A 21,907-nucleotide genomic window follows, 5' to 3' on the forward strand; every position below is an offset into this window, starting at 1 on the left:
CGTTCCGCCCCCGACCCGAGGAAGTCCGAAGCCCATGAGCCCCGCCGAAGGCGACCGCACCGGTGACCGCGAGCAGCTGCGCATCCTGATCGTGGACGACGAACCCGCCGTGCGGGAGGCGCTGCGGCGCAGCCTCGCCTTCGAGGGGTACGGCACGGAGGTCGCCGTCGACGGTGCCGACGCGCTGGAGAAGGCCGCGGCGTACCGCCCCGACCTCGTCGTGCTCGACATCCAGATGCCCCGCATGGACGGCCTCACCGCGGCGCGCAGGCTCCGCGCGACGGGCTCCCTGACCCCCATCCTGATGCTCACCGCGCGCGACACCGTCGGCGACCGCGTCACGGGACTCGACGCGGGCGCCGACGACTACCTGGTCAAGCCGTTCGAGCTGGACGAGCTCTTCGCCCGCATCCGCGCGCTGCTGCGCCGCAGTTCGTACGCGGCGGGGGCCGGGCAGGCCGCCGAGGGCGACACGCTCGCCTTCGCCGACCTGCGGATGGACCTCGCGACGCGGGAGGTCACGCGGGGCGGGCGGACGGTCGAGCTGACCCGCACGGAGTTCACCCTCCTGGAGATGTTCCTCGCGCACCCGCGCCAGGTCCTCACCCGTGAGCAGATCCTCAAGGCGGTCTGGGGCTTCGACTTCGAGCCGTCCTCCAATTCGCTGGACGTGTACGTCATGTATTTGCGCCGCAAGACGGAGGCGGGCGGAGAGCCGCGCCTCGTGCACACGGTGCGGGGCGTCGGGTACGTGCTGCGGGGCGGCGAGTGAACAGGGTCGCTCGGCGCTTCCGGGGGTTGCCTTTGCGCTCGCGCTTGGCGTTGCTGGTGGCGACGGCGGTCGCGGTGGCGGTCGCGGTGGCGGCGGCCGTCTGCTGGTTCGTCGTACGCGACGCGCTGGTCGACTCACTCGACGACGCGCTGAGCGAGAACCGCGTTCCCGACAACTGGGTCCGCGAAATGATCGACGAGAACGGCCAGTGCCGGCGCACGATCATCGGGCAGTACGACGCGCCGAATCTGTTGAAGCAGACGGTACAGGTGGTCGACCAGACCGGTGGCAGCTGTGTCGTCCTCGGTAAGCAGGCCATCGAGCTCAAAGAGGCGGACACCGAGGTCGCTCTCCGGGAGTCCCCGGGCTCGTACCACGACGCGACCGCGTCCAACGGCTCCCAGTACCGGGTCTTCACCTACCCCCTGGAAGGCACCCCCTACGCGGTCTCCGCGGCCCGCCCCCTCAGCGAGGTCGACGACACCCTGAACAATCTCGTCCTGGTCCTCGTCCTGGTCGCCGGCATCGGCGTACTCGGCGCCGGAGGAGCGGGGCTCTGGGTCGCGCGCACCGGGCTGCGCCCGGTCGACCGGCTCACCGAGGCCGTCGAGCACGTCGCCCGCACCGAGGACCTGAACCTCCGCATCCCGGTCGGCGGCGACGACGAGATCGCCCGCCTGTCGGAGTCCTTCAACTCCATGACCGCCTCACTGGCGTCCTCCCGCGACCTCCAGCAGCAGCTGATCGCCGACGCGGGTCACGAGCTGCGCACGCCACTGACCTCCCTGCGAACGAACATCGAACTCCTCGCCCGCAGTGAGGAGACGGGCCGCGCCATCCCGCCCGACGACCGCAAGGCGCTCCTCGCCTCGGTCACCGCGCAGATGACCGAGCTGGCCGTGCTCATCGGCGACCTCCAGGAGCTGTCCCGCCCCGACACCGGGGCCGGTGGCGCCAAGGTCCAGGTCGTGGCCCTGCACGACGTCACCAGGACGGCCATCGAACGGGCCCGGCTGCGCGGCCCCGAGCTGACGATCACCGCGGAGCTCGCGCCCTGGTACGTGCGCGTGGAGCCGCCCGCCCTGGAGCGGGCCATCGTCAACATCCTGGACAACGCGGTGAAGTTCAGCCCGCGGGGCGGCACGGTGGAGGTCACCCTCGACCGCGGCCGGCTGACCGTACGGGACCACGGCCCCGGCATCCCCGAGGACGAACTCCCGCACGTCTTCGACCGGTTCTGGCGCTCCCCGTCCGCGCGCTCCCTGCCGGGGTCGGGCCTCGGCCTGTCCATCGTGGCCCGTACGGTGCGGCAGTCGGGCGGCGAGGTGACGCTGACGGCGGCCGAGGGCGGCGGCACGGTGGCGACGGTACAGCTGCCGGGGGCGGCGACTCCGCCTCCGGAGACGCCGCTCACTTGACCGGCCCTAACTCCCGATCCCGATCCCGGCCCCCGCGATCCGCACCCGGATGCCCTCCTTCTCCACCGTCACGTCGCGCAGCGCCATCGTCCCGGTGCCCGGCAGCTTCGGCAGCTGGAAGGCGAGGGTGAGGCGGTCGGCGAGGACGGGGCGGGTGAGCTGGGAGAGGCCGTTCAGGAGGGCGGGGTCGAGGCCCAGCTTCTTGAGGAGCTCGGGGTGGCCCATCGCCACGTCGATGAGGTTCAGGCCCATCACGTCGTTCACGAACTTCGGCGACCCGGTGAGTTCGTTGAGCTTGGTGTCGCTCTTCAGGGCGCCGCGGACCACGCTCTCCGGGACGCCGAGCCGCTCGACGATCACCGGGACGGAGAGCAGCGCCTTCGCCTTCGCGGTCTCCTTCGCGACACGGTCGGCGGAGCTCTTCGACAGGTGCAGGCCCTCCTTCTCGCGCGTGCCCGGGCGGTAGGTCGCCAGGTCGCCGAGTTGCAGGCTCATGCCGCCGATGTCGGTGGAGATGCCGCGGTCGCCGTTGCGCTGGATGCGGGCGTCGGCGCGCACCTTCAGGTCGTGGCCCGCGACGGGCAGCGTGCCGCGCGCGAGGACCTGGTCGGTGCCGCGGCCGGTGAACGTGACCTGGGAGGCGCCGAGTTCGCGGTTGAGGTCCTCGAAGGAGAGCAGGACCTCGCCGTCCATCTGCCCGATGGTGGCACCCGTGATCGAGGTGGGCCCGTCACCGTCGATGGTCACGTCGGATGCGGTCGCGGAGACCTTGGCGAGCGAGACCCGGTCGGCAGCGACGTCGGGGACGGTCACCTTCACCTTGTCGACGCGCTTGTCGAAGACCTGCGTGAGGAAGGGGAATCCTTCGATGTCGACCTCGGGCGCCGCGCTCAGGTTCAGCTGGTCCTTGAGCTTCTCCGCGGCCTCGTGCTCGGCGTAGAGCAGCGCCCAGCGGTCGCCGAGTGCGAGGAACGCGGTGGCGACGAGGACGGCGACCAGGGCCTTCGCGGCGAGCGGCAGACCGGCGAAGCGGTTGCGGCGACGACGGCTGCGGCTGCGGCTACGGGAGCCGCGGCGGTGGTTGGGCGGCGTCCAGGGGGTGTCCGCGTCGGGCTCGGCCTTGTCCTCCTGGAGGAACTCCTCCAGCGGATTCGGCGCGAGGGCGCCCAGTTCGTCGTACGGGTTGGTGTACGAGTGCGCGTCGAGTGGTGCTTCCGATGATGCTTCCGAAGGTGCTTCCGAAGGTCGCGTGGCTATGCGGTGGGGGGAACGCATCGAGTGATCTCACCATACGTTCACACCCCACCCCAAGCCTTACACCCGGTAAGAACCGATATCTGCCAGTTCTTTAACGCGCTGTTCTCACGTCACTACGTATTCACTTCACCACGGTAATGCGGTCCGCCTTCGGCGGCGCGATCGGCTTGTCCGCCGAGGAGTTGGCGGTCAGGTAGTCGTTGAGCGCCTTCAGGTCGTCCGCGCCGACCAGCGGCTTCGTGCCCTTGCCCAGCTCAGGGAGGCCGTCGCCGCCGCCCGCGAGGAAGGAGTTCAGGGCGACGCGGTAGGTGGCCGCCGGGTCGAGCGCCTTGCCGTTCAGCTTGATGGAGTCGGCGACGACGCGGTCGGCACCGGATTTGGTCATGTCGAGCGTGTACGTCAGCCCGTCCGAGACCTGCAAGATCTTCGGGGAAGCCTGATTGGCACCGCTGACCTGCTGCTTCAGGGCGGTGACGAGCTGCGCGCCGGTCAGGTCGACGAGGTTGACGGTGTTGCTGAACGGCTGCACGGTGAACGCCTCGCCGTACGTGACGACACCGTCGCCCTCACTCCCACTGGCCCTGTGGACGATGTCGGAGCGGATGCCGCCGGGGTTCATCAGCGCCAGGTCGGCCTCGGGGTCGAGCGACTTGGCGTGCGCGAGCTGCGCGTCGGCGATGAGGTCGCCGAGCGGGGACTCGGGGGTCGTGGCGCCACGGCCGGGGATGTCGGCGGAGACGTACCCGACGGCCTTGTTGGCGACGGGCGCGGCGAGCTTGTCCCAGCGCGAGATGAGCGAGGTCATGTCGGGCGCCTTGGCCTGCTCACGGCTGACGACGTGGTTCGCCGACTTCACGCTGGTCCGCACGATGTCCTTGGTCCTGCGGTCGTACGTGAGCGTGGTGTCGGTGTAGAGCTTCCCGTAGGAGGACGCCGAGGTCACCATGCGGGGCTTGCCCGACGGGTCGGGGATCGTACAGACGTACGCGGCGTGGGTGTGCCCGGTGACGAGCGCGTCGACCTTGGGCGTGATGCCCTTGGCGATGGTGGTGATCGGTCCGGATATCCCGTCGCCCGCGCCCGGCGAGTCACAGTCGTAGTTGTACGCCTGACTGGCCGGGGAACCGCCCTCGTGGATGAGGGTGACGATGGACTTCACGCCCTGCTTGTCGAGGATCTTCGCGTACTTGTTGACGGTCTCGATCTCGTCGTGGAACTTCAGGCCCTTGATGCCGTCGGCGGAGACGATGTCCGGGGTGCCTTCGAGCGTCACCCCGATGAAGCCGACCTTGACGCCCTTCTCCTTCCACACCCAGTAGGGCTTGAGGATCGGCTTGCCGGACTTCTCGTTCGTGACGTTGGCGGCGAGATAGGGATAATCCGCCCCCTCGAACTCCTTCGGCTTCCCCTTCCGGTCCTTCTCGAAGCAGCCGTCCTTGGGGTGGCAGCCGCCGTTCTGCATGCGGGCCAGTTCCGTGGCCCCCTCGTCGAACTCGTGGTTGCCGACGCTGGTGACGTCCAGGCCGAGCTTGTTCATCGCCTCGACGGTGGGCTCGTCGTGGAAGAGCCCGGAGAGCAGCGGGCTGGCGCCGATGAGGTCGCCGGCGGCGGCGGTGACGCTGTAGGGGTGGCCCTTGCGGGCGGTGCGCAGCGACGTCGCGAGGTACTCGGCCCCGCCCGCGTCGATCTTCTTCTCGCTCCCGTCGGCCTGCTTCTCCGTGACCTGCCCGGAGGAGCCCGCCGGGGGCTGCAGATTGCCGTGGAAGTCATTGAACGACAGCAACTGCACGTCCACCGTGCGCTTCGTGCCGCCCTTCGCGCCGTCCGCCCCGTCCTGCCCCGCACTGGCGGGCAGCGACGCGGCGAGCGCGCCGACGGTGGCGAGCCCCGCCGCAACGGCGAGGACGCGAGTGGTACGGCGTCTGGGCCTTCGGTGCTTAGCTGTGGCGGGCACGCGTTCCCCCGGGGAGGTGTGAGAAAAATGGGACCGCCCGGCAGCCTAGAGTCAACGCGCGTAGCGCAACAGAGGGTTGCGGGTTACATCCTGGTTGCGTGCCGGGGAGTCAGCCCGTCCGGCGTTTGAGGACGAGCGCGCAGCGCGACAGACCACCCACACCCCCGGCGGGGGACGACCCACAGCAAGCCAGGGACCAAGCCCGTCCGGCGCTTGAGGACGCGAGCACGCAGCGCGATGCCCCACCCCAAAGGCGCCCCGCCAGAATACGCTCGGGTGTATGACTGACGACCGCCCCGCCGAGGCCTCCCCCACCCCCCTCCGCAAGATCGAGACCCTCACCGCCCTCACCCCGGCGCAGGCCGACGCCGTGCTCGGGCTGCTCGCCGAAGCCGCCCGCACGGACGGCCAGCAGGCGGTGTCCGAGCAGGGGCGGCTGCAGCTCCGGGGCGGCGCCCGCGACGGCGTCCGGCACCTGCTGCTCACCGTCGACGGACAGCTCGTCGGGTACGCGCAGCTGGAGGACACCGACCCCGTCGAGGCACCCGCCGCCGAGCTCGTCGTACACCCCTCGCGGCGCGGGCACGGGCACGGCAGGGCGCTCGGCACGGCGCTGCTGCACGAGTCGGGCCGGCGCCTGCGCGTGTGGGCGCACGGCGGACACTCCGCGGCCCGGCATCTGGCCCAGGTGCTCGGCCTCGCCCTCTTCCGCGAACTCCGGCAGATGCGCCGCCCCTTGACGGACCAGGGCCAGGGCCAGGGTCAGGACCAGATCCAGGACCAGACCCTGGACCTGTCCGAGCCGCCCCTCCCCGAGGGCATCTCCGTACGTACCTTCGTGCCGGGCCAGGACGACGCGGCCTGGCTCGCGGTGAACGCCGAGGCCTTCGCGCACCACCCCGAGCAGGGTTCCCTCACGCAGCGCGACCTGGACGACCGCAAGGCGCAGCCGTGGTTCGACCCGGCGGGCTTCTTCCTGGCGGTGCGGCAGAGCGACGGCGAGCTGGTCGGCTTCCACTGGACGAAGGTGCACGCCGAGGAGCGCCTCGGCGAGGTGTACGTACTGGGCGTACGGCCCGGCGCCCAGGGCGGCGGCCTCGGCAAGGCGCTGACCACGACGGGCCTGCGCCACCTCGCGCGGGCGGGCCTGCCCACCGCGATGCTGTACGTGGACGCGGACAACAAGGCGGCCGTCAGCGTCTACGAGCGCCTCGGCTTCGTCACGTACGAGACGGACCTGATGTACCGCACGGAGACCTGACCGACTGGTCCTGCCCAAGAGAAGTCCGGGGTTCTGCCCGACAGAAGGCCGGGGTCCTGCCCGACACAAGTCCGGGGCGGCGTCACTTGACGCCGCCCCTTTCTTGCACCACCCTTTCACTACTCAATTAGTGAAAGGGTGGTGCAAGGCAGTGGTCGAATACCGCATCGACCGGCGCAGTGGCGTCGCCACCTACCTCCAGATCGTCCAGCAGACCCGGCAGGCCCTCCGCCTCGGCCTGCTGGAGCCCGGCGACAAGCTGCCCACGGCCCGCGAGGTCGTCGAGGCCACCGCCATCAACCCGAACACGGTGCTGAAGGCCTACCGGGAACTGGAGCGCGAGGGCCTGGTGGAGGCCCGCCGCGGCCTCGGCACGTTCGTCCGCCGCACGCTGGGCGGCTCGCCCGCCGACTCACCGCTGCGGGGGGAGCTCGCCGAGTGGGCCGCACGGGCCCGCGCGGCGGGCCTGGAGAGGGACGACGTCGCGGCCCTGTTCCACGCCGTACTGGAAGAGCACTTCACCGACCCGGAAGAGCACCTCACCGAAGAGCCGGCCCGGGAACGGGCGACCGAGGGGGACCCCGCATGACCGACACCGCCATAGAGGCGTCCGCACTGACCAAACGCTACGGACGGCGCCACACCGCCCTGCGCGACTGCTCGTTCCGCCTGCCCACCGGACGCGTCTGCGCGGTCGTCGGCCCGAACGGCGCGGGCAAGTCGACCCTGCTCGCCCTCGCCGCAGGACTCGAACGCCCCACCGACGGCACGCTCACCGTCCTCGGCACCAGCCCCGCCGAGGCCCGCGAGCGCATCGCGTACGTCGCCCAGGACAAGCCGCTCCACCCGCGGCTGACCATCGCGGACACCCTCCGGCTCGGCGCCGAACTCAACCCGGGCCGCTGGGACGCGGCCGCCGCCGAGCGCGTCGTGGGCGGCGGCGGCCTCGACCCGCGCACCCGCGTCCGCGCGCTCTCCGGCGGCCAGCGGACCCGCGTCGCGCTCGCCCTCGCCCTCGGGAAGCGCGCCGAACTCCTCCTCCTGGACGAGCCGATGGCCGACCTGGACCCGCTCGCCCGCCACCAGCTCATGGGCACGCTCATGGCGGAGGCCGCCGAACACGGCACGACCGTCGTCATGTCCTCGCACATCCTCGGCGAACTCGCCGACGCCTGCGACCACTTGCTCCTCGTCTCCGACGGCCGGATCCGCCTCGGCGGCGGCATCGACGACCTGATCACCGCGCACGCACTGGTGACGGGCGCGCGGCCCGCCGCCGACCTCGCCCCGCACACCGTCGTCGAGTCCCGCGCCACCGGCCGCGGCCTGACCGCCCTGATCCGCCCCGAGGGACCGCTCGGCGACGGCTGGGAGGTCGAAGAACCCTCTCTGGAGGAACTGTTGCTCGCCCATCTCCGCTCACCGGACGCGCCGACACTCATCACGCCGGGGACGACCAGCCGCGCCGCGCAGGGGGTGACGGCATGAGTCTGTCGACACTGCGGGGCCCGCGCCGGGTGGACCTACGGCTGCACCGGCCCGCCCTGTGGACGGGCGGCGCCGTCCTGGCCCTGGCGCTCGTCTACATCGGCTGGCTGCGCTGGGCGGCCAACGCCTACCCGGAGCCCGCCGACAACTGCTACGCGGGCAAACCCTGCGACACCTTCCTCGGCTTCAGCAGCGCACGCGAACTGCTCTACACCAGCCTGGAGTACGGCTCCAACGGTCTGCTCCTGCTGCCCCTGCTCATCGGTGTCTTCGTCGCGGGTCCGGTGATCGCACGCGAGATGGAGAGCGGGGTGTACAAGGTCTCCTGGACCCAGTCCGTCTTCCCCGCGCGCTGGCTCGCCGCCAAACTGACCACGGCCGCCGTGCTCGCGCTGGGCGGGACGCTGTTCCTGATGGCGGTCTTCCAGCTCGGCGGCTGGGACGCGATCAGCTTCCGCTGGAACCTCCACTGGGCCGACCGGGGCGTCTACGAGGCGACGGGCCCCGCTCTCGCCGCGTACTCCCTGTTCGCCGTGGCCGTCGGCACGCTCGTCGGGCTCGTCGTGCGCCGCACCCTGCTCGCCATGGCCGCCACCGGCATCGTCACCGGTCTCGTCCTGTGGTCCCTGGGCAACGTCCGCTGGCACCTGGTGCCCGTGGAGACGATCACCGGCCCCGCCACCCGCAAGGGCCCCTACCCCACCGGATACCCCGCCGACTCCTTCGCCATGGACCAGGGCGTCACCAACGCCGCCGGAGACCGCTTCTACCAGGGGCAGTGCCTCCCGGAGCCGCAGCCCGGCTTCTCCTGCCCCACCGACACCGAAGTCACCGGCTGGTACATGGAGTTCCACCCCCGATCACACTTCTGGTACGCCCAGTTGATCGAGACCGGCATCCTGCTGGCCCTCACGGCCGCCGCCGTCTACGCCGCCTTCCGCCTCCTGCGCCACCGCACGGCCTGAACCACATGACTTGAACCGCATGGCCTGAACCGTACGATCGACGAAGACCCCCGGCTCTGTAGATGCCCGGGGGTCTTCGGCCGATGTCCCGCACGTCATGTCTCCGTAACCACTGATTCAGACAGCCTTGCGACGCTCGCTCAATGCAGCCCGCCGCGCCCGACCCAGCCCCGGAGAACGGGAGGCTCCGCCTCACTCCCGCGCTCTCCGACGCGCCCATCGGCCTGCCCGCGCGGAACAATGGATCCATGAGCCAGCAGAACACGCAAGGACACGTGCAGCACGCCCAGCCTTCCGTGGGTTCCATCGCCGCGCACCGGCCCGCCACCATCGCCGCCACCGTCTCCGACCTGGACCCCGACATCGACGCGGATCTCGACGGGTACGACGAGGACGCCGCGCTCGGCCACGACGGCACCGAAATGCCGCAGGGGCGGTTCCTGGACCGGGAGCGCAGCTGGCTCGCCTTCAACGAAAGAGTCCTCGAACTCGCCGAGGACCCGCACACCCCCCTCCTCGAACGGGCGAATTTCCTGGCGATCTTCGCCTCGAACCTGGACGAGTTCTTCATGGTCCGCGTCGCGGGACTCAAGCGCCGCATCGCGACCGGCGTCGCCACCCGCTCGGCCTCGGGCCTGCAGCCCCGCGAGGTCCTGGACCTCATCTGGAACCGCTCCCGCGAGCTCATGGCCCGGCACGCCGCCTGCTACCAGGACGACGTCGCGCCCGGCCTCGCCGAGGAGGGCATCCAGCTCGTGCGCTGGCACGAGCTGACCGAGAAGGAGCAGTCCCGGCTCTTCACCCTCTTCCGGCAGCAGATCTTCCCCGTCCTGACCCCGCTGGCCGTGGACCCCGCGCACCCCTTCCCGTACATCTCGGGTCTCTCCCTCAACCTCGCCGTGGTCGTCCGCAACCCGGTCTCCGGCCACCAGCACTTCGCGCGCGTGAAGGTCCCGCCGCTGCTCTCCCGCTTCCTGGAGGCCTCCCCGCAGCGGTACGTCCCCATAGAGGACGTCATCGCCGCCCCCGCGCACCTCCAGGAGCTCTTCCCCGGCATGGAGATCCAGGAGCACCACATGTTCCGGCTCACCAGGAACGAGGACCTGGAGGTCGAGGAGGACGACGCCGAGAACCTGCTCCAGGCCCTGGAGAAGGAGCTCATGCGGCGCCGCTTCGGACCGCCCGTGCGCCTGGAGGTCGAGGAGTCCATCGCCCCGAACGTCCTCAGCCTCCTGGTGCGCGAGCTGAAGATCAGCGAGGCCGAGGTCTACCCGCTGCCGGGCCCGCTCGACCTCACCGGCCTCTTCAGCATCGCCAAGCTGGACCGGCCCGAGCTGAAGTACCCGAAGTTCGTGGCCGGCACCCACCGCGACCTCGCGGAGGTCGAGTCGGCGTCCGCACCCGACATATTCGCCGCCCTTCGCGAACGCGACGTACTCCTGCACCACCCGTACGACTCGTTCTCCACCTCCGTGCAGGCCTTCCTCGAACAGGCGGCGTCCGACCCCGACGTCCTCGCCATCAAGCAGACGCTGTACCGCACCTCGGGCGACTCCCCGATAGTGGACGCGCTGATCGACGCCGCCGAGTCCGGCAAGCAGGTCCTCGTCCTCGTCGAGATCAAGGCCCGCTTCGACGAGCAGGCCAACATCAAGTGGGCCCGCAAGCTGGAGGAGGCCGGCTGTCACGTGGTCTACGGCATCGTCGGCCTGAAGACCCACTGCAAGCTCTCCCTCGTCGTGCGCCAGGAGGGCGAGACCCTCATCCGCTACTCGCACGTCGGCACCGGCAACTACCACCCCAAGACCGCCCGCCTCTACGAGGACCTGGGCCTCCTCACCTCGAACGCGGAGGTCGGCGCGGACCTGTCCGACCTCTTCAACCGGCTCTCCGGCTACTCCCGCCGCGAGACCTTCCGCCGGCTGCTCGTGGCCCCCAAGTCCCTGCGCGACGGCCTCGTCTCCCGCATCAACAAGGAGACGCAGCACCACCGCGCGGGCCGCCCCGCCTACGTCCGCATCAAGGTCAACTCGATGGTCGACGAGGCCATCATCGACGCGCTCTACCGCGCGTCGCAGGCGGGCGTCGAGGTCGACGTGTGGGTGCGCGGCATCTGCGCGGTGCGCCCCGGCGTCGAGGGCCTCTCGGAGAACATTCGGGTACGTTCCGTCCTCGGCCGCTTCCTGGAGCACTCCCGCGTCTTCGCCTTCGGAAACGGCGGCGAACCGGAGGTGTGGATCGGCAGCGCCGACATGATGCACCGCAATCTCGACCGCCGCATCGAGGCGCTGGTCCGGGTCCAGGACCCGGCGCACCGGGCGGCCCTCAGCCGGCTTCTGGAGACCGGCATGTCGGACACCACCGCCTCCTGGCACCTGGGCGCGGACGGCAACTGGACCCGCCACTCGGTGGACCCGGAAGGTCAGCCGCTGCGGAACGTGCAGGAGATGCTCATAGACGCCCGGAGGCGCCGGCGTGGCACAGCAACACCATGAGATGACGCGTACGAAGACGGCCACGGGGACGGGTACGGCCACCGGTGCCGCGGGTGAGGTCCTCACGGCCTACCTGCAGGACCAGGCCACCGACTTCCTCCGCTCGCTGCGGCTGCACCGCGAGTCCACGACGGACGCGCAGGGCGCGGAGGAGTCCCTGGAGGCGGCCTGCGCCCTGCGCCGCGCGGCGCGCCGCATCGGCGGCACCCTGCACACGTTCCGCCCCCTCCTCGACCCGGAGTGGGCCTCGTCCCTGCGCGCCGAACTGGCCTGGCTCTCCGGCACCTTGGCCCAGGAACACGCCTACGCCACCCGCCTGTCCCGCCTCTCCACAGCCTTGCACCGCCTCTCGGGCCCACCCCAACTCCCGCCTCCGGCGCGAACGGTGGACGCCGCCCAGCTCGCTCCCGCTGCGCCCGGCGCTCCCGCTCCCGCTCCCGCTCCCGCTGTGGCTACGTCCGGCGCTGCCGCTCCTGCTGTGGGCAGGCGTTCCGCACGGCGGAACGGGTGGGCACAGCCCACAGTGCCGGGCGCCCTTGACGAGGGCAGTACCCCGCGTGGCCTCGCGGTGGGCGCAGCCAAGGCGGCCGCCCTCCTGGAGCGGCAACTCACCCTCGCCAGGACCCGAGCCCACTCCACAGCCCTCCAAGCCCTGGGCTCCTCCCGCTTCCACGCAGTGGCGGACAACGTGGCCGTACTGGCCAGCGAGGTCCCCCTCCGCGAAGGAGCACGGGACGAACTGAACGCCCTCGCGGAAAACGCCGAGTCCGCCGTCGCGGAAGCCGTCGCCACCCTCCCCCTCGGCCAGGCAGGCCACCCCTACAACGCGGGCGCCCTCTCCCACGGCCTCGCCCCCACGGACACCGCCCCGGACGCCCAGGACGCCCCCTGGCTGAAGGTCCGCTCCCTGCTGCGCCTGCACCGGTACGCCCAGGAAGTCCTGGGCCCGCACGCGGAGCCCCGTATCGCGGACGCGAGCCACGCCCTGAACGTCCACCGCGAGGCGGCGGCCGCGGCGGCCGCGGCAGCGCACGCGGCGCGCACCCCGCGGATCGCCCCGGCCACGGCGTACGCCCTGGGCGTGCTCCACGCCGACCAGCGCCACGAGGTGGAGGCGGCACGTTTCGCCTTCCATCAGGCGTGGCTGCGCGAGGAGGCGAGGACCCGGTGACGTACGAGGAGGACCGGCCCGGCGAGGAGACCGTCCGGGCGGCCGGCTGCGTCCTGTGGCGGCCCGCCCCGACCGCGCCGCACGGGGTCGAACTCGCCCTGGTCCACCGCCCCAAGTGGTCGGACTGGTCCCACCCGAAGGGCAAGCTCAAGCCCGGTGAGACGGCGGCCGACGCGGCCGTACGCGAAGTACGGGAAGAGACCGGCATGACGTGCGAGCTCGGCGCGGAGCTCCCCACGGCCCATTACAGGGACGCGCAGGGCCGTCCCAAGGAGGTCCGCTACTGGGCCGCCGAAGCGCTCTCCGGCACCTTCGTCCCCAACTCCGAGGTGTCGCACCTCCGGTGGCTGGCCCCCGACGCGGCCCGCCGCCGCCTGACGCGCGAGAGGGACGCGGAACTCGTCACGGACCTGCTGGCCGCCTTGACCGCGTGGCCGCATTGACCGCGCACCGGGGCCTGTCCTAGGCGACCGTGTCCCGCCGCTCGCGGAGGGCCTTGCAGAATTCCAGGCAGATCCAGACGCCGACGCCGGCGACGGTGAGCAGCACAGCCATGCCCAGCAGGAACGGGTAGATCATGCGCTGATCGTATCCCGCGTGCTGGACCAGCCTCCTTCACCGTGCGTAGTCTGAGCGCTACTTGTTGTAGCGCATCGTCTAACCAGGCCGACCGCCGAGGTTCACCCGCCGTTCACTCGCGTCCATCGGCCGCTTCACTTGCCCTGCCTAATTTCGGCCTTACAACACGACGCAAGTCATCGCACGCCGCCAGCAAAGGGTCGGCGGCTCCCGGAAGGAAGACCCGAAAGTGAAGCTTCAGCGCAAGAACCGGCTCCGCGCCCTCTCCCTCGGCGCCCTCGCCGTCTCCGGCGCCCTGGCCCTCACGGCGTGCGGCTCCGACGACACGAGTTCGGGCGATGGCGGCAAGGAGACGAACGCCAACGCCAACATCAAGTGTGACGACGCCAAGGGCCAGCTCGCGGCCTCCGGCTCGTCCGCGCAGAAGAACGCGATCGACGCCTGGCGGAAGGTCTACACGACCAACTGCAAGGACGTGCAGCTGAACTACAACCCGACGGGCTCCGGCGCCGGCATCACCGCGTTCGTGCAGGGCCAGACCGCGTTCGCCGGTTCCGACTCGGCGCTGAAGCCCGAAGAGGTCGAGAAGTCGAAGAGCGTCTGCAAGGGCAGCCAGGCCATCAACCTGCCCATGGTGGGCGGCCCGATCGCCATCGGTTACAACGTCCCGGGCGTCGACAACCTGATCCTGGACGCCAAGACCCTGGGCGACATCTTCAACAACAAGATCAAGACCTGGGACGACAAGGCGATCGAGAAGCTCAACCCCGACGCCAAGCTCCCCAGCACCAAGATCCAGGCCTTCCACCGCTCCGACGAGTCCGGCACCACGGACAACTTCACCAAGTACCTGAAGGGCGCCGCCCCGAGCGCCTGGCCGTACGAGCCGGGCAAGTCGTGGGAGCCCAAGGGCGGCCAGTCCGCGAACGGCTCCGCCGGTGTCGCGGGCCAGGTCAAGCAGACCGCGGGCGCCATCTCGTACTTCGAGCTCTCGTACGCCGGTGAGGGCGTCAAGACCGTCGACCTGAAGACCGAGGCCAAGGAGCCGGTGAAGGCCACCGTCGACAACGCCTCCAAGGCCATCGCCGAGGCGAAGGTCGTCGGCAAGGGCAAGGACCTCGCGCTGAAGCTGAACTACAAGCCGACCGCCGAGGGCGCCTACCCGATCACCCTGGTGACGTACGAGGTCGTCTGCGAGAAGGGCAACAAGCCCGACACCCTCGCCGCCACCAAGTCCTTCCTGACCTACATCGCCAGCGAGGACGGCCAGAACGTCCTCAAGGAGAACGACTACGCGCCGATCCCGGCCGAGATCATCTCCAAGGTCCGCACCACCGTCGCGGGCCTGAGCTAGCTGAACCGAGTGCGGCCGGCCCCGCGACGCCGGGCCGGCCGCACCGTCCGGTGCACCGCCGCCACGGAGCGCCTGCGACACCCGCACGGCGCCTCCGCAGACCGGAGAACCCCATGGACATACCAAGCAATACGACCGCACCCCCGCCCGTCGACGACGTGAAGCCGACGGCCCCGGTGAGCAAGGCAGCCGCCCGCGGCGCCACCCGCCCCGGCGACAAGATCTTCCTCGGCCTCTCCCGAGGCTCCGGCATCGTGCTCCTCGTGATCATGGCCGCCATCGCGACGTTCCTCACGTACCGCACGGTCCTCGCCCTCGCCGACAACACGGGCAACTTCCTCACCACCTTCGAATGGGACCCGGCCGGCATCAGCACCGGGGGCAAGCCGTACTTCGGCATCGCCGTCCTGGTCTTCGGCACCGTGGTGAGCTCGATCATCGCCCTGGCGATCGCGGTCCCCGTCGCCATCGGCATCGCGCTGTTCATCTCGCACTACGCGCCGCGCAAGCTCGCCTCCCCCATCGCCTACGTGATCGACCTGCTGGCCGCCGTGCCCTCGATCGTGTACGGCCTGTGGGGCGCCCTCGTGGTCGCGCCCCACCTCACCGGCTTCTACAGCTGGCTCGACGACTACCTCGGCTGGACCGGCGTCTTCGAGTACAACGGCGGCGCCCCGCGCTCCCTGATGACCGTCGGCATCCTCCTCGCGATCATGATCCTGCCGATCATCACGAACGTGAGCCGCGAGGTCTTCCTCCAGGTCCCGAAGATGCACGAGGAGGCCGCGCTGGCCCTCGGCGCCACGCGCTGGGAGGTCATCCGCATGTCGGTGCTGCCCTTCGGCCGCTCCGGCATCATCTCCGCCTCGATGCTGGGCCTCGGCCGCGCGCTCGGCGAGACGATCGCCGTCGCCACCGTGCTCTCCCCGAACTTCCTCATCAACGCGTCCGTGCTCGACTACGGCGGCGGCACCTTCGCGCAGAACATCGCCAGCAAGTTCAACGAGGCCAGTGAGTACGGCCAGGACGCGCTCATCGCCTCCGGCCTGGTGCTCTTCGTCATCACCCTGCTGGTCAACGGCGCGGCCCGCCTGATCATCGCGCGCCGCAAGGAGTACTCGGGGGCCAACGCATGAGCACCACGACACCCACCCCGCCCGCGCCGCTCGCCAAGCGGCCGTCCACCCTCAAGGCCGCGACGCTGCCCCGCTGGTCGCCGCTGGCCGTCGCCGCGGGATCGGCCGCCGTCGCGGTCGGCATCGGCGCCGGGGCCGGCCTGGAGAGCCGCATCCAGTGGGGCCTGATCGCCGCCCTCCTCTTCATCGTCGGGTCGTATGCACTCGCGGTGGCCGTCGAGGGCAGCCGGCAGGCCAGGGACCGCCTCGCCACCTCGATGGTGTGGGTCATGTTCCTGCTCGCCGTCATCCCGCTGGCCTCGCTGATCTACGAGACCGCGAAGCGCGGCATCAAGGTCTTCGACGTCTACTTCCTGACCCACTCCATGGGCGTCGTCGCCGACGAGGAGACCGGCGGCGGCATCTACCACGCGATCATCGGCAGCCTGGAGCAGGTGCTCCTGGCCTCCGTGATCGCCGTGCCGATCGGCCTGCTCACCGCGGTCTACCTCGTCGAGTACGGACGCGGAAAGCTCGCCAAGACCGTCACGTTCTTCGTGGACGTCATGACCGGCATCCCCTCGATCGTCGCGGGCCTGTTCGTCCTCAGCTTCTGGATCCTGATCCTCGGCTTCGACTTCTCCGGCTGGGCCGGCGCCATGGCGCTCGCCATCCTGATGATGCCGGTGATCGTGCGCTCCACCGAGGAGATGCTGAAGCTCGTCCCGAACGAGCTGCGCGAGGCGTCGCTCGCCCTCGGCGTGCCGAAGTGGCGGACCATTCTCAAGGTCGTCCTGCCCACCGCGATCGGCGGCATCACCACGGGCGTCATGCTCTCGGTGGCCCGCATCGCCGGTGAGACCGCGCCGGTCCTGCTCCTGGTCTGGGTGACCCCCCTGATCAACACGAACCCGTTCGACGGGGCGCAGGGCTCGCTGCCGCTGTACATCTACCAGCAGTACGCGGCCGGCACCGACGCGTCGTACGACCGCGCCTGGGCCGCGGCCCTCGCCCTCATCGGCTTCATCATGATCCTCAACCTGGCGGCCCGCGGCGTAGCCCGCTGGAAGGCCCCCAAGACGGGCCGCTGACGCGGCCATATCAGCGACCCTCAGCACTTCCCCTTTCGAAAGCAGTGATCCCCATGGCCAAGCGAATCGACGTATCGGGCCTGACCGCCTATTACGGCTCCCACAAGGCGATCGACGACATCTCGATGACCGTGGAGCCCCGCTCCGTGACGGCCTTCATCGGCCCGTCCGGCTGCGGCAAGTCCACGTTCCTGCGCACCCTGAACCGTATGCACGAGGTCACCCCCGGCGGCCGCGTCGAGGGCAAGGTGCTCCTGGACGACGAGGACCTGTACGGCAGCGGCGTCGACCCGGTGAACGTGCGCCGCACGGTCGGCATGGTCTTCCAGCGCCCCAACCCGTTCCCCACGATGTCGATCTTCGACAACGTCGCGGCGGGCCTGAAGCTCAACGGCTCGTACAAGAAGAGCGAGCTGAACGACGTCGTCGAGAAGTCCCTCAAGGGCGCGAACCTCTGGAACGAGGTCAAGGACCGCCTCAACAAGCCCGGCTCCGGCCTCTCCGGCGGCCAGCAGCAGCGGCTGTGCATCGCGCGCGCCATCGCCGTCGAGCCCGACGTCCTCCTCATGGACGAGCCGTGCTCGGCCCTCGACCCGATCTCGACGCTCGCCATCGAGGACCTGATCGGCGAGCTGAAGGAGCGCTTCACGATCGTCATCGTGACGCACAACATGCAGCAGGCGGCCCGCGTCTCGGACCGCACCGCGTTCTTCAACCTGGCCGCCGTCGGCCAGCCCGGCAAGCTCGTCGAGCTCGACGACACGGAGCGGATCTTCTCCAACCCGTCGGTCCAGGCCACCGAGGACTACATCTCGGGCCGCTTCGGCTAGACCCCCCGACTCCCCGCGGTGCTGCATGGCGGTGCCACCGCAGGGACAACAAGAGAGGCCCGCCCCCTGGCTCCCGGGGGGCGGGCCTCTCCTATGGCGGCTGGGTGCGCCCCGTAAGGGGCGCGGGGAACTGCGCGACCAGCCACGACGGGCCCGCAGTCAAAGAACTACAAGAACGCGAGGTTCACGACCCAGAAGGTAGCCGCCGCGACCAAGGCGGCCGCCGGCATCGTGATGCTGCATCACCCCGGGGGATAACCCCCGGCCCCCCAGCCGCAAAAGCCCCCGCAGGCCGCGCTACAAGAACGCGAGGTTCACGACCCAGAAAGTGGCCGCCGCGACCAAGGCGGCCGCCGGCATCGTGATGCTGCATCACCCCGGGGGATAACCCCCGGACCCCCAGCCGCAAAAGCCCCCGCAGGCCGCGCTACAAGAACGCGAGGTTCACGACCCAGAAAGTGGCCGCCGCGACCAAGGCCGCCGCCGGCATCGTGATGAACCAGCCCAGGATGATGTTCTTGGCGACACCCCACCGCACCGCGTTCACCCGCTTCGTCGCGCCGACGCCCATGATCGCGGACGTGATGACGTGCGTCGTCGAGATCGGCGCGTGGAACATGAACGCCGTCGTGAACATGATGCCCGCGCCGGTCGTCTCCGCGGCGAAGCCCTGCGGCGGGTCCAGCTCGATGATCTTGCGGCCGAGGGTCCGCATGATGCGCCAGCCGCCCGCGTACGTACCGGCGGAGAGCATCAGCGCGCAGGCGATCTTGACCCAGATCGGGATGGGCGCATCCGCGCTCTGCACGTCGGAGATGACGAGGGCCATCACCACGATGCCCATCGTCTTCTGCGCGTCCTGCAGACCGTGGCCGAGGGCCATGCCGGCCGCCGACACCGTCTGCGCGATGCGGAAGCCGCGCTTGGCCTTGTGCGGGTTGGACTTGCGGAACATCCACATGATCGCGCACATCACCAGATAACCGGCGACGAGGCCGACCACCGGCGACAGGAACATCGGGATGACGATCTTGTCGACCACTCCGGACCAGATGACGCCGATCCCGCCGGCGAGCGCGGCGCCCACCATGCCGCCGAAGAGCGCGTGCGACGAGGAGGAGGGCAGTCCGAAGTACCAGGTGATGAGGTTCCACACGATCGCGCCGATCAGGGCCGCGAAGAGGATCCACATGCCCTTGTCGCCGTGCGGGGTCTCGATGATCCCCTCACTGACGGTCTTGGCGACGCCGCTGCCCATGAAGGCACCGGCGAGGTTCATCACCGCGGCCATGGCGAGCGCCGCGCGGGGCGTCAGCGCCCGGGTGGAGACGGAGGTGGCGATGGCGTTCGCGGAGTCGTGAAAGCCGTTCGTATACGTGAAACCGAGCGCGACGCCGATCGTCACGATCAGAGCAAAGGTGTCCATGGCGAGGCCTCAGGACTCCTTGACCGCGATGGTCTCCACAGTGTTCGCCACGTGCTCGAAGGCGTCGGCGGCCTCTTCGAGGACGTCGACGATCTGCTTGAGCTTCAGCACCTCGATGGCGTCGTACTTGCCGTTGAAGAGCTGCGCGAGGAGCTTGCGGTGGATCTGGTCGGCCTGGTTCTCCAGACGGTTGACCTCGATCCAGTACTCGGTGAGGTTCTCCATGGTCCGCAGGTTCGGCATGGCCTCAGCGGTGAGCTCGGCGGCCCGCGAAAGAACCTCGATCTGCTGCTCGACGCCCTTGGGAAGCTCCTCGACCTGGTAAAGGACGACCAGGTCGACGGCCTCCTCCATGAAGTCCATGATGTCGTCCAGGGACGACGCGAGGTTGTAGATGTCCTCGCGGTCGAACGGCGTGATGAACGAGGAGTTCAGCTGGTGGAAGATCGCATGCGTCGCGTCGTCTCCCGCGTGTTCCGCGGCCCGCATACGCTCTGCGATCTCGGCTCGCGCGGAAGAGTCCGCTCCGAGCAGTTCCATGAGGAGCTTCGAGCCCGTGACGATGTTGTCCGCGGATGCGGCGAACATGTCGTAGAAGCTCGTCTCCCTGGGGGTCAGACGAAAGCGCACGTGGGGTCCTCGGGGTGCTTTGGATGCGGTCAGGCTGATGCTAGGCGCATCATCCGGCCACGGCTAACCGGCCGCCCCCCAGTGTCGCCCATCAGGCACAGTGATCAGCACACCCCCCGGGAAATCGGCTATCCTATACCCACCGGGGGTATGTGGATCGCGTATGGGTCCGGGTATAGGGACCGGGTATACGGATCCACCGAACAGGAGGAGGACGCGATGACGACCACCGAGGCGGCCGACGCGGCCGTGCCGACCCCGGGGGCGCCCGAAGCGCCCTCCGACCACGAGCACGGAGTGCACGGCTACCACAAGCAGAAGGACGAGCACCTCAAGCGCCTGCGCCGCATCGAGGGCCAGATCCGCGGCCTGCAGCGCATGGTCGAGGAGGACGTCTACTGCATCGACATACTCACGCAGGTCTCGGCGAGCACGAAGGCCCTGCAATCCTTCGCGCTCCAGCTCCTGGAGGAGCACCTGCGGCACTGCGTCGCCGACGCGGCGGTCAAGGGCGGCCAGGAGATCGACGCGAAGGTCGAAGAGGCCACGAAGGCGATCGCCCGCATGATGCGCACGTAGCCGTTCCGCCCCGCGCCCGCGCCCCCCGCCTGAGCCCGTGCCGGACCCGGCGGGCCCTCAGCGACGCTCGTCGCCGGGGGCCCTGCCGCCCTCTCGCCCGTCGGTGACCTTCAGGACCTCGTCGATCCGGTCGAAGCTCAGGCGCTCGGCCGCCGCGCTCGCCGCGATGATGAGTTCGCCGCACAGTTCGATCTCGGCGAGGGCGACGTGGTCCTGAACCGCCGTACCGCCACGTATCGGAGCCACGTTCATCACCTCTTCCTGATGCCGGCTTCCCAGGGTAGGGAGCGGTGCACGGACCGCGCATGGCACGGACGGACCATTTCCACCAGTCGTACGCGACTACTGCCCGGCAATCTTTCCGGCGAAGATGTCCTTGTCGGCCGGAAGTCGCACCTTCGCGGGCACCCCGAAGTCGTACAGCAGTGTGGTCGACGCCACGTTCGCCTCGGCGACGGTGAACTGCTGCCGCAGCTTCCGCACCCGCCCGCGGTCGTCCAGATAGACGTCGAAGGGCACGCCCCGCCTGCTGAACCCTTTCGCCGCCGCGACCCCCAGCGCACCGCGCTGACCTGCGGAGGCGGCCCGGGCCGCGGCGCGCAGGTCCGCGACGCCGCGGTAGTGCCGCACCTCCGTCCCGCCGACCCTCTCCTGCCCCACGAACCCCACCTTCCGCGCCCCGCGCAGCAGTTCCGCCGCCGCGAGGGGATCCGTGGCACCGCCGGTGACGAGATTGCCGTCGGAGAGCGAACGTGTCTCGATCCGCACCCACTTGTCGGCGGGCACCCCGGCCCCGCGGTTCTTCATGTAGAGCGCGCCCGCGGTCATCAGCTCGGTGATGGGCCGGTGCTCGTCGGCTCCCGCGGGATCGGGCGGCAGCACCACCTCGAACCGCCCGAGCTGCCGCCGGAAGTCGTAGACGCCCTTGCCGCGGATGGTGACGCGCGTACCTCCGCTCGCCATCTCCATGGACGTGTTCGCCTTCGAACTGCCCGCCCTGACCAGCGCGTCGGCGGACCGCCGCACCACCTCGCCGGGGTCGCCCGCGGCCCTGCCGTCGGCCGCGGCGCCGAGGTTCGAACACCCGGCGGTGACGGCCATCAGTCCCATCGCGGCGACCACGGCGGCCGCTCCACCCGTGCGCCCGCGTCCGCGCCTGCGCCGAAGCACCATCGCCTGTGTACCCCCAAGCGTTCTCCGCGCCTGACCGTTCCCCCGTCGTTTCCCTTAACGACCAGTACGTTGACCCGTCACGCGAGGTCGGTACGGTGACCGCGTGGCCGATCAGCAAGACCCCGCACCCCACCGCACGACGATGGTCGAGAAGGGGAGGTTCGTCGCGGCGCACTGCACCTGCGGCTGGCGCGGCCCGGCCCGGCGGGCCCGCAGCAAGGCCCGCACGGACGGGGCCGAACACGAGGCGTCCCCCAGAGAGCCCGTGTCATGACCCGGACCTGAACCCCGAGCCCCTCGGCGGCCCTCCGTACGGAACCCCGGCGCCCCGCACACCGTCTCGTTCTCC

Annotated in this window: 21 protein-coding genes; 15 read left to right on the top strand and 6 right to left on the bottom strand. The window is 70.2% G+C overall.

From position 1 onward, the window contains the following. The first annotated feature begins 34 nt into the window (after positions 1–34). Together AB0H82_RS18485 and AB0H82_RS18490 are read left to right on the top strand one after the other, a co-directional pair. The gene (locus tag AB0H82_RS18485) at positions 35–772 is read left to right on the top strand and encodes a response regulator transcription factor (protein WP_362993907.1); all 738 of its coding nucleotides are present in this window, start codon (positions 35–37) and stop codon (positions 770–772) included. Then, positions 769–2,190: a HAMP domain-containing sensor histidine kinase gene (locus tag AB0H82_RS18490; RefSeq protein ID WP_362993909.1), complete on the top strand. Its 1,422-nt coding sequence runs from the start codon at positions 769–771 to the stop codon at positions 2,188–2,190. Before AB0H82_RS18485 ends, AB0H82_RS18490 begins: the two co-directional genes overlap by 4 nt. A 6-nt stretch (positions 2,191–2,196) precedes the next feature. On the opposite strand, the gene AB0H82_RS18495 is transcribed toward AB0H82_RS18490, so the two are convergent. Continuing rightward, entirely contained in the window at positions 2,197–3,465 is a 1,269-nt protein-coding gene (locus AB0H82_RS18495; protein ID WP_362993911.1) for a DUF2993 domain-containing protein, read from the bottom strand. A gap of 103 nt (positions 3,466–3,568) precedes the next feature. Next, positions 3,569–5,401, bottom strand: coding sequence for a bifunctional metallophosphatase/5'-nucleotidase (locus AB0H82_RS18500; protein WP_362993913.1), 1,833 nt, complete (start codon positions 5,399–5,401; stop codon positions 3,569–3,571). Between the two features lie 280 nt (positions 5,402–5,681). On the opposite strand from AB0H82_RS18500, the gene mshD reads away from it, so the two are divergent. The 11 genes from mshD (at position 5,682) to pstB (ending at position 17,750) form a co-directional block, all read left to right on the top strand. Further along, positions 5,682–6,662, top strand: coding sequence for a mycothiol synthase (gene mshD, locus AB0H82_RS18505; protein ID WP_362993915.1), 981 nt, complete (start codon positions 5,682–5,684; stop codon positions 6,660–6,662). A gap of 151 nt (positions 6,663–6,813) precedes the next feature. After that, on the top strand, positions 6,814–7,251 hold the full coding sequence (locus AB0H82_RS18510) for a GntR family transcriptional regulator (protein WP_362993917.1): 438 nt from the start codon (positions 6,814–6,816) through the stop codon (positions 7,249–7,251). Further along, positions 7,248–8,150 (top strand): ABC transporter ATP-binding protein, encoded by a 903-nt coding sequence (locus AB0H82_RS18515; RefSeq protein ID WP_362993919.1) that lies wholly within the window; start codon positions 7,248–7,250, stop codon positions 8,148–8,150. Before AB0H82_RS18510 ends, AB0H82_RS18515 begins: the two co-directional genes overlap by 4 nt. Further along, a complete protein-coding gene (locus AB0H82_RS18520) occupies positions 8,147–9,115 on the top strand; it encodes an ABC transporter permease (protein ID WP_362993921.1) in 969 nt (322 codons plus the stop codon). The genes AB0H82_RS18515 and AB0H82_RS18520 overlap by 4 nt, the downstream gene beginning before the upstream one ends. 248 nt (positions 9,116–9,363) lie before the next feature. Next, a complete protein-coding gene (locus AB0H82_RS18525; RefSeq protein WP_362993923.1) occupies positions 9,364–11,610 on the top strand; it encodes an RNA degradosome polyphosphate kinase in 2,247 nt (748 codons plus the stop codon). A 1-nt stretch (position 11,611) separates the two neighbouring features. Further along, positions 11,612–12,781 carry a CHAD domain-containing protein gene (locus AB0H82_RS18530; RefSeq protein WP_362994024.1) on the top strand — a complete coding sequence of 390 codons (1,170 nt, stop codon included), beginning with the start codon at positions 11,612–11,614 and terminating at the stop codon, positions 12,779–12,781. Further along, positions 12,778–13,224 carry an NUDIX hydrolase gene (locus AB0H82_RS18535; protein WP_362993925.1) on the top strand — a complete coding sequence of 149 codons (447 nt, stop codon included), beginning with the start codon at positions 12,778–12,780 and terminating at the stop codon, positions 13,222–13,224. The genes AB0H82_RS18530 and AB0H82_RS18535 overlap by 4 nt, the downstream gene beginning before the upstream one ends. A gap of 365 nt (positions 13,225–13,589) precedes the next feature. Further along, positions 13,590–14,714: a phosphate ABC transporter substrate-binding protein PstS gene (pstS, locus tag AB0H82_RS18540; protein WP_362993927.1), complete on the top strand. Its 1,125-nt coding sequence runs from the start codon at positions 13,590–13,592 to the stop codon at positions 14,712–14,714. A gap of 113 nt (positions 14,715–14,827) precedes the next feature. After that, positions 14,828–15,850 (top strand): phosphate ABC transporter permease subunit PstC, encoded by a 1,023-nt coding sequence (gene pstC / locus AB0H82_RS18545; RefSeq protein ID WP_362993929.1) that lies wholly within the window; start codon positions 14,828–14,830, stop codon positions 15,848–15,850. Next, entirely contained in the window at positions 15,847–16,920 is a 1,074-nt protein-coding gene (pstA, locus tag AB0H82_RS18550) for a phosphate ABC transporter permease PstA (protein WP_362993931.1), read from the top strand. Before pstC ends, pstA begins: the two co-directional genes overlap by 4 nt. A gap of 53 nt (positions 16,921–16,973) precedes the next feature. Then, positions 16,974–17,750 (top strand): phosphate ABC transporter ATP-binding protein PstB, encoded by a 777-nt coding sequence (pstB, locus tag AB0H82_RS18555; RefSeq protein ID WP_362993933.1) that lies wholly within the window; start codon positions 16,974–16,976, stop codon positions 17,748–17,750. 427 nt (positions 17,751–18,177) lie between these two features. Here pstB and AB0H82_RS18560 read toward each other — a convergent pair whose 3' ends face one another. Both AB0H82_RS18560 and AB0H82_RS18565 read right to left on the bottom strand, forming a co-directional pair. Beyond that, positions 18,178–19,176, bottom strand: a complete 999-nt coding sequence (locus AB0H82_RS18560) for an inorganic phosphate transporter (protein ID WP_362993935.1) — start codon at positions 19,174–19,176, stop codon at positions 18,178–18,180. Positions 19,177–19,185: 9 nt separating this feature from the next. Further along, positions 19,186–19,806, bottom strand: a complete 621-nt coding sequence (locus AB0H82_RS18565; protein ID WP_030784908.1) for a DUF47 family protein — start codon at positions 19,804–19,806, stop codon at positions 19,186–19,188. Positions 19,807–20,025: 219 nt separating this feature from the next. On the opposite strand from AB0H82_RS18565, the gene AB0H82_RS18570 reads away from it, so the two are divergent. After that, positions 20,026–20,385 carry a metal-sensitive transcriptional regulator gene (locus tag AB0H82_RS18570; protein WP_362993937.1) on the top strand — a complete coding sequence of 120 codons (360 nt, stop codon included), beginning with the start codon at positions 20,026–20,028 and terminating at the stop codon, positions 20,383–20,385. Positions 20,386–20,442: 57 nt separating this feature from the next. Here AB0H82_RS18570 and AB0H82_RS18575 read toward each other — a convergent pair whose 3' ends face one another. Beyond that, positions 20,443–20,637: a hypothetical protein gene (locus tag AB0H82_RS18575; protein ID WP_362993939.1), complete on the bottom strand. Its 195-nt coding sequence runs from the start codon at positions 20,635–20,637 to the stop codon at positions 20,443–20,445. Between the two features lie 90 nt (positions 20,638–20,727). Beyond that, complete coding sequence (locus AB0H82_RS18580) at positions 20,728–21,558, bottom strand: hypothetical protein (RefSeq protein WP_362993941.1); 831 nt, start codon at positions 21,556–21,558, stop codon at positions 20,728–20,730. Positions 21,559–21,661: 103 nt separating this feature from the next. Here AB0H82_RS18580 and AB0H82_RS18585 point away from each other — a divergent pair, with 103 nt between their 5' ends. Then, the gene (locus tag AB0H82_RS18585) at positions 21,662–21,832 is read left to right on the top strand and encodes a hypothetical protein (protein ID WP_362994026.1); all 171 of its coding nucleotides are present in this window, start codon (positions 21,662–21,664) and stop codon (positions 21,830–21,832) included. Positions 21,833–21,907: the final 75 nt, after the last annotated feature.

Source organism: Streptomyces sp. NPDC050732, from assembly GCF_040654255.1.
Taxonomy (GTDB): domain Bacteria; phylum Actinomycetota; class Actinomycetes; order Streptomycetales; family Streptomycetaceae; genus Streptomyces.

Bases quoted from the DNA above. Each gene is read 5' to 3' on its own strand.
- pstA (WP_362993931.1), top strand. From the start codon at position 15,847: ATGAGCACCACGACACCCACCCCGCCCGCGCCGCTCGCCAAGCGGCCG.
- AB0H82_RS18525 (WP_362993923.1), top strand. From the start codon at position 9,364: ATGAGCCAGCAGAACACGCAAGGACACGTGCAGCACGCCCAGCCTTCC.
- pstB (WP_362993933.1), top strand. From the start codon at position 16,974: ATGGCCAAGCGAATCGACGTATCGGGCCTGACCGCCTATTACGGCTCC.
- AB0H82_RS18530 (WP_362994024.1), top strand. From the start codon at position 11,612: ATGACGCGTACGAAGACGGCCACGGGGACGGGTACGGCCACCGGTGCC.
- AB0H82_RS18580 (WP_362993941.1), bottom strand. From the start codon at position 21,558: ATGGTGCTTCGGCGCAGGCGCGGACGCGGGCGCACGGGTGGAGCGGCC.
- mshD (WP_362993915.1), top strand. From the start codon at position 5,682: ATGACTGACGACCGCCCCGCCGAGGCCTCCCCCACCCCCCTCCGCAAG.
- AB0H82_RS18520 (WP_362993921.1), top strand. From the start codon at position 8,147: ATGAGTCTGTCGACACTGCGGGGCCCGCGCCGGGTGGACCTACGGCTG.
- AB0H82_RS18495 (WP_362993911.1), bottom strand. From the start codon at position 3,465: ATGCGTTCCCCCCACCGCATAGCCACGCGACCTTCGGAAGCACCTTCG.
- AB0H82_RS18570 (WP_362993937.1), top strand. From the start codon at position 20,026: ATGACGACCACCGAGGCGGCCGACGCGGCCGTGCCGACCCCGGGGGCG.
- pstC (WP_362993929.1), top strand. From the start codon at position 14,828: ATGGACATACCAAGCAATACGACCGCACCCCCGCCCGTCGACGACGTG.
- AB0H82_RS18575 (WP_362993939.1), bottom strand. From the start codon at position 20,637: ATGAACGTGGCTCCGATACGTGGCGGTACGGCGGTTCAGGACCACGTC.
- AB0H82_RS18485 (WP_362993907.1), top strand. From the start codon at position 35: ATGAGCCCCGCCGAAGGCGACCGCACCGGTGACCGCGAGCAGCTGCGC.
- AB0H82_RS18515 (WP_362993919.1), top strand. From the start codon at position 7,248: ATGACCGACACCGCCATAGAGGCGTCCGCACTGACCAAACGCTACGGA.
- AB0H82_RS18560 (WP_362993935.1), bottom strand. From the start codon at position 19,176: ATGGACACCTTTGCTCTGATCGTGACGATCGGCGTCGCGCTCGGTTTC.